The sequence below is a fragment of the Streptomyces sp. NPDC029041 genome (genome assembly GCF_040637515.1).
In the GTDB taxonomy this organism is placed as follows: Bacteria; Actinomycetota; Actinomycetes; order Streptomycetales; family Streptomycetaceae; genus Streptomyces.
Genome location: NZ_JBEZWO010000016.1, coordinates 13,613 through 25,278, shown reverse-complemented (window position 1 = coordinate 25,278; position 11,666 = coordinate 13,613). Strand labels below are relative to the sequence as shown.

The following is an 11,666-nucleotide window of genomic DNA, read 5'->3' as shown; positions in this document are numbered from 1 at the left end:
TTCCGGCGTCGCCGGCCCCCGATCGACCGGTCACCCACGTTCCTGAGTGAGCAAGGGTGTCGGAACACCCCGCGCTGGCGGCGGGAGGATGAGGCCGCGGACTTCGACTTGCCGCCCACGACACACTCGCCCCGGGGGAAGATGGGCGCCATGACGGATGCAGGCTCCTCCATCGACCCCACCAAACCCAGCATCGCCCGTGTCTACGACTACCTGCTCGGGGGCAAGGACAACTACGCCGTGGACCGGCAGGTCGGCGACGTGTTCAAACGCGACCTTCCTGGTTCGGTGGCCATCGCCTTCGCCAACCGCCAAGCTTTGACCCGTGCGGTCGAGGTGATCGTGACGACCACCGGCATACGGCAGTTCATCGACCTGGGAAGCGGCCTTCCGACCGCCGACAACGTCCATCAGGTCGCGCAACGACACGCTCCGAGCTCTCGTGTCGTCTACGTCGACATCGACCCCCAGGTACTGGTCCACGGCCGTGCACTGTTGGAGGAGAACGACCGGACCCGGGTCGTCCCCGTCGACGTACGCAACCCCGAAGGCGTCCGCACCCACCCGGACACCCAGGAAGTGATCGACTTCGACCGCCCCGTCGCCGTCATGTTCAGCGCCATCCTCCACCACGTGAACGACGAGGAAGACCCGGCCGGGATCGTCCGCTACTGGCGTGACCACGTTCCCTCGGGGAGCTACTTCTTCGTCAGCCACTTCCGTTCCGGTGACAACACGGAGACGGCGGAGGCCGAGAGAGTCCTCCAGGAGACCTTCGGCCGGGGTCGCTGGCGCACCGACGAGGAGATCGCAGCTCTGCTGCACGGCCTGGAGATCCTCGACCCCGGGATCGTCCCCGCGTCCCTGTGGCACCCCGTCATGGCCGACGGCCCGTGGAACAGCAGCGGCGAACGAGACCTCACCGTCTGGGAGCACCTCATCGCAGCCGTGCTGGCGCGCAAACTCTAGCCCTCGACGACCGAGGCACCTGGCTGTTCACCTTCTCGACCACGTCACAGCAAAGGCTTCCGACCCGGACACCATGATCAGCATGCCCGGGTCGATGTGCCCCTCAGCAATGTCGAGGCTATTGAAGTCGTACGTCGCGTGGCTCGGGAAGTTGTAGATGTCGCCGTCCGCGGGGCGTAGTACGAGTAGGTGCTGTACTTGCCGTCGCCCTGACCAACCGCCGCGCAGGCGATTCCGGTCTGCATCGGTTCCCACACGGGCACTCCCGTGATCATGCGCGCACGGCAAGCGAGGAGCGCGCAGAAGCAATCGGCTGGAACAACGCCCCGCATCCGGCGCCTGCCTCAGCAACCACCTACAACGTCATCCGCCACATGTAGTCGGCACAAGCACCGCCGTGCACCTGCGGCGCTCGAAGACGGCCCAGTGGCGGCGTACGCCCGAATAGAGCCCCGTAAGTACGACCGCGCGTGCCCAGCTCTCATCGTGCTCGAGGCCAGCGCAGCCGGGGCGGGGAAAGCTGCTCGGTCAGCGGTCTGGCTTACGAGGCGCCGTCAAGGACCTGGCGCAGTCGATGCGCGAACTCGTCCGGCTTCCCCGCATATCCGAACTCCCCGTCCATGAAACCGCCGTGATGGCTCGGGAACACGGTCACCCGCTGTCCGAGCAGTTCAGCGGTCGCGACGGCGGTGCGTCCGGTCAGCACGTCTTCGGACTCCTCGCCCACAGCGATCACGACGCGGGTCGGCGCAGCCGCGATCGCGTCGGCATCCGGCCGAAAGCCGCTGACCGCCCAGGACCGGTCGGACAGCAGCGGATCGTCACGTGAGCCGTCATCCTCCGGGGGCATCCCGAACGCGGCGGGATCGGCCTGTGGCTGTGCGAAGTACGCGTCGGTGAACTCTCCCTTCCACGAGGTCATCGCCACGAACGCAGCCATCCCGGCACCCCCTCCCCGCTTTTCGTAGGCCTCCCGGACTCCGTCTCGCGCCCGCACGGCTGCCGGGCCGTCCGGCAGGAGGGTGATGAGGGGCGGCTCGTGCGCGACCAGAGTCGTCACGTCTGCGGGATACCTCGCCACGACCGCGAGCGCGGTGACCGCTCCCCCACTGCTGGCGAACATCTCGACCGGCCCGACCCCGAGCGCCTCGATGACGGCGTGCACGTCTTCGGCTTGGGTCTGCGGCCTGTGATCGACCCGCCCGTCCTTACGAGTGCTGCGACCGAGACCGCGCGGGTCATAGGTGACCACGGTCCGCTCAGGAAAGCGCGCGGCGAGTGCGACGAAGCCACTGGCGTCCATGGGCTGTCCGATCATGAACAACGGCGCGCGTCCGTCCGCGGCCGGCAGCGGCCCACGAACGTCGTAGACCAGGTCCGCGCCGACTGTCTCAAGCGTGTAAGTCTCCATACCTGTGCAGACCGGCGCCGTCTCCGAAACTCATCGACGCGGCCGAGCCGCTTCATCTCGTTCGGGTGCGAACGCCGAGGGTGTGTTCATGGCCGGTGTCCTCACTTCTCGGCCGCGCCGTCGGCGATGCGTGCCAGTTGCACGCGGTACAGGACGTCCCGTGTACGCGGGTCGGCCGCCCACTCGGCGCCGACCAGGGACGCCAGGAGGTAGCCAGTGCGGCGCGCAGGGTCGGTGTGCAGGCTGGTCGGCTCCACCTTGCGGCGGGTGCCGTCGGTGAGATCCGTGACTGCACGTAGGTGTCTCCAGGCCGGCAGGCGTCGACGCGGTACCGGTAGCCGGAGCGGTCCTGGGCGACGTACTTCTGACCGGGCTCGATCGGCATGGTTGGTGTCCTCTGGCCGACGGCCTCGATGGCGTCGGGGCCGTCGTCGAGCGGCAGGTGCGAGTCGTCGACGAACGGCAGACCGGGCATCGGGTGGTCGGTGCGCAGGCCGTTGGCGAGCGGGCCGAAGTGCAAGCTGGCACCCTCGTCCTCCGTTCTACCGACGGACAGACGCAGATGGCTCTGTCCACGAGAACGGACAGCAGTTGTTCACGGGTTGGAAGGCACGCGAGCCGGGACCTGGAATCGAACTGCTCACGGGTTTCCACAGCACCGACCGATGCCGGCGGACTACGCGCGGGCGAAGCGCGTGTGGGGTAGCCGGAGAGCTGCCCTGTGTTTGATGATCAGCGGATGCGTCCGCTGAAGCACGGCTACACCAACCGCATTGTCGGCGATGGCACCGTCGTGGAGAAAACGTACGAGGGCCCCGAAGCAGACCTCAGGCTCCGTCGGGAGCACGCACTGCTGACCCGGCTGCAGGGCCGGTTGCCCGTGCCGCCGGTGCAGGGAAGGACGGAGGCCATGCTCACTCTTGGCTTCGTGGCCGGTGCACCTGGCCAGGAGCTTCTTGCCGCCGGTCAACCAGAAGCTGTCCTGGCGAGCTGCGGAGAATTGCTGCGACGTATCCACGGAACCGCACCAAGCGTGCTGACGGAAGACGCGCCCAGAGCGGAGAAAGTGCTGGTGCACGGTGACTTCGGGCCCAACAATGTGCTGCTCGATCCCGACACCTTGAAGGTCACCGCGGTGGTCGACTGGGAATTCGCCCACCTGGGGGACCCGGTCGAGGATCTGGCCTGGTGCGAGTGGATCGTGCGCACCCACCACCCTGAGCATCGCACTGCACTCGGCGACTTCTTCGGGGCCTACGGCGGGGAGGTGCCGCCCTGGCGGGTCCGCAGGGCGGCCATGCTGACCCGGTGCGAGGAGCTGCGGCGGTTCTGCGACCGGTGGGAGCCGAACGGTCCGGGCGTGAGGCTATGGCAGGGGCGTGCCGCAGCCACAGCGGACTGGCAGGAGTAGCTCGGTATCCGGGCACCGGCAGAGCGGGCCGAGACTCTGGATGCCAACGGAGCGGAAGCACTGCCGGTTCTCGAGAACATCGAACACCATGCTGCTTGCCTGCCTCCCGAAGTCATGAACGACTGCTGCCGAAACTCGGGTTCTGGCTCAGGTTTTGTGGTGTCGTCGCGTCGCGCTGAGTGATTAGTCCTCAATTCAGAGCGCTGGGGTCAGGGGGCTCGTATGATCGCGGGCGGGATGGGGCTCGTAGCGCAGCGGTTGTCGCGCCTTCACCGCATGTGGGAGGACGCCGGTTCGAATCCGGCCAGCCCCATCCCGCTCTGGCTTATGCCAGCAAGACGCGTTTCCGTAGGAGTTGCAAGCTCGCGCGCCCGAACCTCTGACGCTTGAACATCTTGATCCTGTTGACGTGTCCTTCGACGACGCCCGAATTCCACGGCAAGGTCAGGCCGGCGATGACAGCATCACGGTCGCGTTCCAGCCCTGCGGCAAGGGTGTGGAGGCTGGGAAGGTCGTTCTGTCGGACGGCATCGATCCAGTCCGGCAGGCGGTCGCCCTGGCGCTCGTTCAGCATTGTCGCGAAGGACCGAACGTGGCGGGTGAGGGCGGCAATCTCGGGACAGTTGGCCTGGACGTTCTTCAGGTGGAGGTGTTCGGTCTTGGAGAGGGTTTCGGGGCGGCGGAGAATCCATCCGGCGACGGCCCGAGGTGAGGGCGGCCGTGCCATCACCAATCGTGGCGAGGTGCGTTCCAGGCGGAGGTAGGCGCGAACGCGCTGGTAGCTGCCCTTGTAGCCGAGCGGGACAATCTCTTCCCACAGTTTCCAGGCGTTGGTGCCGCCCTCGTTCCAGCGGTCGTCGAGGTAGGTCTTGTACTCGTCGAGCACCGAGGCCCGGGCCTGCCACTGACCGGTGAAAAGGTCTTCCGGCTTGGCGGCGTTCGCGTAGAGCTTGACGGTTCGGCTCGTCATGCCGAGTTGCCGCTGGATCGCGCGGCGGCTGTGTCCTGCCTCGACCAGGGCGTGGATCGTGGCGTGCGTGGTCCGGGTCCGGTCAGCGAACCGGTGGCCAGTCGGCCATGGCGAGCGAGACGACTCCTGCACGAGGTCGAGCTCCGTCTCGGCCGGTGCAAGTGTCTCGGGAATGAGGGCTCGCAGACATTGGCGATGCTGGATGACGCTTCGCTCGGTGGCCTCACTGAGGTTGTGCCAGAGGTGCCACCGGTCCGCGACCTGCATGCCTGCGAAGCGCCAGCCGTGGCGCCCTCCGCGAAGAACGGCGCGCGGTCTCGGCAGACGACCTCGACTCCAGGTCGTTGGGCCAGCCACGCGGCCAGGCTCGACGACTCCCGGTCGGGCAGCAGGTCGACGGGGCGACGGGTTTCGACGTCCACAAGGACGGTCCCGTAGTGGCGGCCCTTGCGGGTGGCGTACTCGTCGACGCCGACCACCCGCGGAGCTTGCACTTCCGGCTCGGGAAGGGTGTGGACCAGCCGCAGGACCGTGCTGCGGCTGACCGGTACACCGACGATGTCGGCTAGGCGGGCGCCGGCCCGACCCGCGTGGGCGAGACCGATCGCGCCCAGCATTGAGCGGAGCCGCTCGGTCCGCTGGCCGTGCCTTCGGGTCAGGCCGGGTATCTGCTCGACGAACGTGAGGCGTCCACACGCGACGTTCCGGCAGGTAAACCGGCGGACTAGCAGCTGGAGTACGACGCTTCGTCCCGCACGCTGAACATCAACGGGAAACCGCAGGTAGGAGCCATGAACCTGGGCAGACCACGCTCCGCAGCCCGGGCACGAGGCGCCTGCGGCCGTGCATCGCACATCGACACGCACAATCGCGACGTTCACGTCCACCGACAGCACCGCGATATCTGCGATCGACGGGAACAGCAACGCCTCCAGCCGGAGCAAGATCTCATTCACAGCTCCGAACTTTCGGCCCAGTCACTCGCGCCAATGCTCGTACTGAGGCAAATTCCCAAGGCATCAGAGGGGGTTCAGCCGTCACTCACACTGCACGAGTCACACAACCTGAGCCAGACCGAAACTCGTGAACAAAGCCACGCAGACGGCATCCGCAGTGGCCGAACAGTTCCTCGGCACGATCTGAGGCCAGTTCCTGTGACCCTGAACCCAGGACGCGTGGCCGGTGCCGGCCGACCGCAGTGGAGCCGCCGGCCCGGGCGACGATGGGAACGATCTGTCCTCAGACCCCGCACCGGCGGACAGGGCTGGAGTAGCAGCCGCCGCAGACCGGCCCGTCAGAGGTCAGGGCGTTGACCGACGGGGTGCTTGGCCCCGCCCGACGCTTAGCCCTGCCCCGATGCTGGCACTCCCTCTCCGCACCCACCGCCTCAGTCGCAGCGCGCCGGGCCGCCTAGGCGCGCGGCTCGCACAGCGTGCCGTGGCCCGAGCCGAACTGCCCCTGCTGGGTCTGAGGAAGGACGCGGGTTTCGGCTTCGCCCCACCTCCAGGTCATCAACCGGCTATGAGCGGACAAGCACCACCCCACCCGGTCAACCAACATGCGAGCGCCAACCGGGGTGATCAGCCAGTGAGTCGAGCAGTACTGCAACCAGCGCTCTACGCCGCGCAAAGAAGGTCAGGCACGTGAACCGGTTATGGCGGCAGGGCCCCTCTGTGATCGGGGGGTCTTCTCCCCTACCTTCCTTACGTCGATAGTGCGGGGGTCGACGGCCTCTCCGGGGGCGCCTTCTTGGTAGAGGCCTTCGGGTTGGGCGTCGCGGTCGTGTGGGAGGAGGAAGAAGACGCGGCGGCGGTAGAGGCCGCTGTCAGGGTCGGCTTCGGCGTGGTCGTCAAGCTCGGCGTAGCCGACCATGCGACCGTCGCGGGCGTAGCGGGGTTTGTTGCGGCGGCGGGGGGTCTTGTCGAGGGCCTGGCGCACGTAGTCGAGGTTCTCGGGGTCTTCCAGCCACACGACGTGTGCTTCGTGGGTGAGATCGCCCTCGGTCAGTAGCGAGCTCATAGCTGGTTGCCCTCCTTGGTGTGCCGGGCCGGACGGCGGTCCGCCTCGTGGTGTGGTGTGCCGCCTGTTGTAGAGCCTGCCCTGGCGGCTTCATGGTAGGCCGGGCCGATGAGGGCGGGTAGGGGCGTCTGGGTGCCCTGATGGGCGGGGCGGTGGCGCGGTGGTTCGCTGTGGTGGTGCGGGGGTCGGTTCATGAGGGTGTGTCCAGCAGGGCGAGGCCGGGGTAGTACTTGCGGCCGTTGGATTTGATCATGTCGGCGGGTGAGGCGAGGCCGACCTCTTGCCGGACGCGGGTGGCGAAGGCGCGGGCGCCGGCGGGGCGGATGCCTTCGCCGCTGCTGCACCAGGAGGCGTAGGTGGTGTAGAGGAGGCCTTGTTCGACGCGTAGGTCGGGCTGGGCTTCGCGGTCGCGGGTGCAGCATTCGGTGAGGAAGCGGCCGATGTGGTCTTCGGTGTTGGCGTACGCGGTGGTGGCGATGCGGACGCGGTCGGGGCCTTCGAGGTTGTCGCGGGTGGTGAGGTAGCGGCGGGCGCCCTCGATGAGCCACTGCAGGATGCCGGGGCCTTCGTCGCGGACGAGTTCGAAGGCCAGGTTGTCGATCTTGCGGTGGTCGGGGACGGTGCGTTCGAAGGGCAGCAGGCGGATGCGGCGCCAGAACGCGAAGCCGCCGGTGGACACTTCGGGGCGGTGGTTGCCGAGCAGCCATAGGTGGTGGGTGGGGCTGAAGGAGAAGTAGTCCTGCCGCATTCGCCGGGCTTTGATTTTGTCTCCGCCGGTCAGGAGCCGGACGCGGGCTTCGTCGAACTTGTCGTTGGGCTTGAGTTCGCTGCAGACGATGAGGCGGCGGCCGTGGAGTTCGGTGAGTTCGGTGGAGTGCTCGGAGAACGCGCCGCGGTCCATGAGGAATCCGGGTGGGGCGGCGTCGGCGTAGTCGCCCAGGATTTGGATCATGGTGTCAAGCAGGACGGACTTGCCGTTCTTGCCGTGTCCGTGGAGGAAGGGCAGGACCTGCGCGCCGACATCGCCGGTGATGGAGTAGCCGAGAAGCAGGTGCAGGAAGTCGATCATTTCCTGGCCTTCGGCGTCGTCGCCGAAGGTGTCGTGCAGGAAGCGGTGCCAGCGCGGGGTGGGGGTCTGCTGGGGGGCGACGCTGGTGGCGCGGGAGTGGAAGTCCCGGGTGGGGTCCGGTTTGCGGAGCAGGCCGGTGTTCAGGTCGACGACGCCGGCGGGGGTGCACAGGGCGTAGGGGTCGCCGTCGAGGGTGTCGGGATCGACGGAGAGGTCCGGGGAGGCCTTGGCCTGGGTGAGGAGCGCCTTCATTCCGGTGGTGGACAGGGTGCGCTTCTTGTGGTGGTGGAGCTCGCGGTCGCTGAAGACGCCGCGCGGGTCGCTGTCCGGCATGTCCTCGGCCATCTCTCCCGCGGCCCACAGGGCGGCTTTCTCGCCGCCGGTGCGCTTCCAGCGGTAGCCGTCCCAGGAGAACCAGCCCAGGCCTTCGACGTGGCGGAACTGGTCGCGGTAGAGCTTGACGAACAGTTTGGCGTTGCCGCGGTCGGTGAGCGTGCCGGGCAATGGGGCCGGCTCCGCCCAGGAAGGGGTGGCTGGGGAAGCGTTGGCCTGGGCGGGCAGGGCTGCGGGCGCAGGGGCGGCCTGTTCGAGGTCCAGCATCTGCTGAGCGGCGGCGCTGGCGTCGAAGCGCGGGGTCTCGGCGCTGCTCATGAACGTCCTTCGAGGTGGAGCGGGCGGGCGGCCCCGGCGGCGAGGGCGTCGTCGACGATGCGTACGTTGCGGGCACTTTGCCAGGGGCGCGCAGCCTCGGCAGCCTCGAGCAGCTGGGCTCGCACGGTGCGTTCGTCCAGATGCCCGGCTGCCGTGAGTCCGCCGGCGGTGTATGCGGCCTTGTTGAGCTTCTCGGTGAAGGCCGCGCCTTCACGCGTGGCCGCGCACTCGGCGACCTCCAGGAGCAGGGGCTCCAGGACACGTTGCCCGCCGGCAGCGGTTCGGGGACGGCGAGCGCGGGGGACCTCGGACTTGGGGCGGACCGGCGGGCGCTGGATCACGTGGCCGGTCCTCACGAGTTCTTCGCCGAGCCATTCCGGCAGAGGCGCAGGCAGTCGGGTCGGCCCTTCGCGCAAATAAGTCCCCTGGGCGGTGCGGGTGGTGGGAGCGACGATGTAGCCGCCGTCAGCCCGTACGTCGACCTGCCAGGCAAGGGCCACCTTGGAGCTGGATCCGGTCGAGCAGCGGAACCGTGTGGCTGGGTGGGGGTTTCGGTACCAGACGTGCAGGCCACCGGAGGGGGTACGCACCCGCAGCGTGCTGTCGTCGTCGGCGGGGCTGGGTTGCCGGCGTAGTGCCGCCAGGAGCGCGAGGGTGTCGAAGCCGGACGCCAAACCGTCCAGGTCGACTGAGTCGTGGATGGCGATGCCAGGCAGGAGGCGGTTGCGGTCCGGGACCGGCGCGGAGTGCGCGTCGATATCGATGACGATCAGGTCCGCTCCCCCGCAGGCCACGCCGACGCCCCAGGACGGCGTGCGGGACCACCAGGCGTCGATGCGCGCGGTGTTGGTAGTGGCGGCGTGGAACCCATGGCATGGACGGCCTGCGGGAAGGCAGGGGCAGTCGGCTGGCTGGTGATGCTGATCCTTGCAGGCTGCGCAGTTTCCTGCGGGCGTCTTACGGCCCGCTGCAAGGGGGTGGACAGGCCAGCCCTGCTCAGCGCACCACCGGGCAACGGTATGCGGTGTGGCAGGCTTCGCAGGGCCTGCGGGCACTCTCGTCGCACTGGGGCCGGGCACGCGTCGTCCTTCTTCGAAGTTTGCGTTATTCAGTTCCTTCAGTCCCTGATGCGCCCCACTGGTGCAGTGACCGCGTGCCGTAGTGAGGGTCTCGAGGGACTGTAGGGACTGTGTTTCGGAAGAGAGTCTAGGACCCAGGAACGATGGTGGGCGGCAGTTCCCCCGCGTGGCGGCCCATCAGCTTTTAGAGTCCCTACGGTCCCTTGAGTCGCTCCACGGCACAACCGATGGGAGCAATGTCCCAATTGGGAGTGGCTGGAGGGACTGCACTTCCACACAATCGGCAAACCCATGCTCTGTCGCGCGGCGAGGGACTGGAGCCCTGGCACAGCCGTGAACAAGGCCGGCCTTATCGCTGGCGATGCCCCCAGGCTGCTGCAACCGCCGACCCGCCGCAGAGCGGCAGGGACGAAGCCGTCGGCCGCAGCCCTTTGGTCCCTCACCACAGTCCCTGAACATTTTCGCAGGTCAGAGGCACTGCGAACCACTCGCAAGGGACCGTAGGGACTGGGATCCTCAATTATGAGCTAGCTACAACCTGTAGGTAGACAGATGCGCCCGCGCGTACCCGCACACAAGACTGGCTCATAATTCGGAATGAGAGTCCCTTGAGTCCCTCGACTAAGCCTCATACCCGTTTGACCTGCATTTTTGTCCAGGGACTGAGGAGCAGGGACCAAAGAGGACACAGTCACTGATCGCCAGGTCGTTCCGCGGGGCCACCGTCCACGCAGATGTTTCCGACAGGTAGCCAACATCCCCCGTCGGCTGCAACCCCACCAAGGCCCCTGACCGGCCCTGCAAACGGGCTCCTGAGCCCGCGAAGTACCTCAGGCGCTTCACGTTTGACGATGCTCTCGGGTCGTTCCACGATTTTGCCCACGTCGTAGCGGGTGGCGGGCCGCTGGTTCTTCGGATCACGTGCCCTTCCACGCCCGCGATTTGAGGGTTCCGGCGCGCGGGCCGGGCAGTGCAGGTGCAGACGGAGGGTCCGAAACCCCCGGCGGACTCGGGCCGGGCGGGGTGAGCCGCCGGGGCTCTGCGGGCTTCTCCCATGGCCGCCGCCTGCGGCGGCGGGATTGCGCGACACCGAATGCGCTCACACCTCATCAGCAGAGGCGAACGGCTGCTGCCTGCGAGCCAGGGCAAGACCCGGGGCGGGTTCGTCGCCTACCCGGGCCGCGCACTGCCGCAACGTGAAGGAACTGAGCCCGCCTCGGCCGTCGCCACCCAGTCCCTGCTCCTGGCCCGACGCACCCCGCTGCAGCGACGGGCGGACGGCCCACCGACAGCGCACGATCAGCCGATACACGCCGCCAGGTGCAGGAACGCCGACCAGCGGCGGGGGAGAGGGCGAGGCTGGGGCGGGTGGTGTCCATGGAGTCGCGCCCGTGGACGGCGTGCGGGCAGGCGGCGACCTCGACGCAATTGCTGCCCTGGTCACTGAGGTCTTTCAGCGTTGCTGCTCCAGAGTGAGCACGGCCGCGGAGATTGACGACATTCGATTCGGACTGCACCGGGAAATGCGGAAGATCCCACAGGACTTCAGTAGTGCAACGCCGCATCGACCGGTTCAACCTTTACTGAGAGCCCGTTGATACAGGCTAGTCAGCGGGGACGGCTTCCCGCCCGGTGGGCAGTGGAGGGAAGTCCGACCCCGCCGCCTCTCTCAACTGCAGGATGAATTGCGCATGTCCGGTGCGGCGGACTGCTCCTGTGTCGTCTCGCCGGCCTTCGTGCCTGCGAGACGCTTGGCCAGGTCCTGAGCGGTGTGACCGATGAACTCGTCGCGCAGGCTGTAGTTGGGATCCTCCTCACCGGAAACGGCCAAGCCCAATGGGATCGGCGAACTCGAGCCCGTCGGCACCGTCCAGGGCCGCAAGGTCGTCGAACGTCTCGCCGCAGGCCAGTCAAAGGAAGGAGACTCGCACTCCTGGTCGTCTCCGATGCCGGATACGATGCCCGCGTCGCCCGTCTCTTGACAGCCTGGGCGGTGCGCCTGTCCCCACAGGCCGCGAAGACGCTGACCGCCCTGCCTGAGCACGCGACGGAGACGGTCCGCGACGTCCTGGGGACATCGCGATGCG

9 protein-coding genes, 1 tRNA gene and 4 pseudogenes are annotated in these 11,666 nt (G+C 67.7%); 3 read left to right on the top strand and 11 right to left on the bottom strand.

Annotated elements, in window-relative coordinates; all coding sequences use genetic code 11:
- Positions 1-141 precede the first annotated feature (141 nt).
- Complete coding sequence (locus AB0F04_RS32455; RefSeq protein ID WP_362048176.1) at positions 142-969, top strand: SAM-dependent methyltransferase; 828 nt, start codon at positions 142-144, stop codon at positions 967-969.
- A 541-nt stretch (positions 970-1,510) separates the two neighbouring features.
- Here AB0F04_RS32455 and AB0F04_RS32450 read toward each other — a convergent pair.
- A complete protein-coding gene (locus tag AB0F04_RS32450) occupies positions 1,511-2,380 on the bottom strand; it encodes an alpha/beta hydrolase (RefSeq protein WP_362048173.1) in 870 nt (289 codons plus the stop codon).
- 101 nt (positions 2,381-2,481) lie between these two features.
- Positions 2,482-2,637 (bottom strand): hypothetical protein, encoded by a 156-nt coding sequence (locus AB0F04_RS32445; RefSeq protein WP_362048170.1) that lies wholly within the window; start codon positions 2,635-2,637, stop codon positions 2,482-2,484.
- Positions 2,638-3,119: 482 nt separating this feature from the next.
- Here AB0F04_RS32445 and AB0F04_RS32440 point away from each other — a divergent pair, with 482 nt between their 5' ends.
- Together AB0F04_RS32440 and AB0F04_RS32435 are read left to right on the top strand one after the other, a co-directional pair.
- The gene (locus tag AB0F04_RS32440; RefSeq protein WP_362048167.1) at positions 3,120-3,791 is read left to right on the top strand and encodes an aminoglycoside phosphotransferase family protein; all 672 of its coding nucleotides are present in this window, start codon (positions 3,120-3,122) and stop codon (positions 3,789-3,791) included.
- 239 nt (positions 3,792-4,030) lie between these two features.
- A tRNA-Ala gene (locus tag AB0F04_RS32435) sits at positions 4,031-4,104 on the top strand.
- A gap of 12 nt (positions 4,105-4,116) precedes the next feature.
- Here AB0F04_RS32435 and AB0F04_RS32430 read toward each other — a convergent pair.
- From AB0F04_RS32430 to AB0F04_RS32390, 9 genes and pseudogenes are all read right to left on the bottom strand, one after another.
- Entirely contained in the window at positions 4,117-5,028 is a 912-nt protein-coding gene (locus AB0F04_RS32430) for a transposase (RefSeq protein WP_362048402.1), read from the bottom strand.
- Positions 5,029-5,087: 59 nt separating this feature from the next.
- Positions 5,088-5,615: pseudogene (locus AB0F04_RS32425) on the bottom strand (transposase family protein); the annotation flags it as partial.
- 781 nt (positions 5,616-6,396) lie between these two features.
- On the bottom strand, positions 6,397-6,780 hold the full coding sequence (locus AB0F04_RS32420; protein WP_362048164.1) for a DUF6009 family protein: 384 nt from the start codon (positions 6,778-6,780) through the stop codon (positions 6,397-6,399).
- A 190-nt stretch (positions 6,781-6,970) separates the two neighbouring features.
- A complete protein-coding gene (locus AB0F04_RS32415) occupies positions 6,971-8,500 on the bottom strand; it encodes a phage/plasmid primase, P4 family (RefSeq protein WP_362048161.1) in 1,530 nt (509 codons plus the stop codon).
- Positions 8,497-9,555, bottom strand: coding sequence for a bifunctional DNA primase/polymerase (locus AB0F04_RS32410; RefSeq protein WP_362048399.1), 1,059 nt, complete (start codon positions 9,553-9,555; stop codon positions 8,497-8,499). The genes AB0F04_RS32415 and AB0F04_RS32410 overlap by 4 nt, the downstream gene beginning before the upstream one ends.
- 865 nt (positions 9,556-10,420) lie before the next feature.
- A pseudogene (locus tag AB0F04_RS32405) lies at positions 10,421-10,643 on the bottom strand (transposase); the annotation flags it as partial.
- Positions 10,644-10,916: 273 nt separating this feature from the next.
- A pseudogene (locus AB0F04_RS32400) lies at positions 10,917-11,018 on the bottom strand (DUF397 domain-containing protein); the annotation flags it as partial.
- Between the two features lie 14 nt (positions 11,019-11,032).
- Positions 11,033-11,140 (bottom strand): annotated as a pseudogene (locus AB0F04_RS32395) (IS5/IS1182 family transposase); the annotation flags it as partial.
- A 108-nt stretch (positions 11,141-11,248) separates the two neighbouring features.
- Entirely contained in the window at positions 11,249-11,410 is a 162-nt protein-coding gene (locus tag AB0F04_RS32390) for a hypothetical protein (RefSeq protein WP_362048158.1), read from the bottom strand.
- Positions 11,411-11,666 lie beyond the last annotated feature (256 nt).

Excerpts from the sequence above, each read along its gene's own strand:
- AB0F04_RS32455 (WP_362048176.1), top strand. The coding sequence starts at position 142 with ATGGGCGCCATGACGGATGCAGGCTCCTCCATCGACCCCACCAAACCC.
- AB0F04_RS32450 (WP_362048173.1), bottom strand. The coding sequence starts at position 2,380 with ATGGAGACTTACACGCTTGAGACAGTCGGCGCGGACCTGGTCTACGAC.
- AB0F04_RS32440 (WP_362048167.1), top strand. The coding sequence starts at position 3,120 with ATGCGTCCGCTGAAGCACGGCTACACCAACCGCATTGTCGGCGATGGC.
- AB0F04_RS32430 (WP_362048402.1), bottom strand. The coding sequence starts at position 5,028 with ATGCAGGTCGCGGACCGGTGGCACCTCTGGCACAACCTCAGTGAGGCC.
- AB0F04_RS32420 (WP_362048164.1), bottom strand. The coding sequence starts at position 6,780 with ATGAGCTCGCTACTGACCGAGGGCGATCTCACCCACGAAGCACACGTC.
- AB0F04_RS32415 (WP_362048161.1), bottom strand. The coding sequence starts at position 8,500 with ATGAGCAGCGCCGAGACCCCGCGCTTCGACGCCAGCGCCGCCGCTCAG.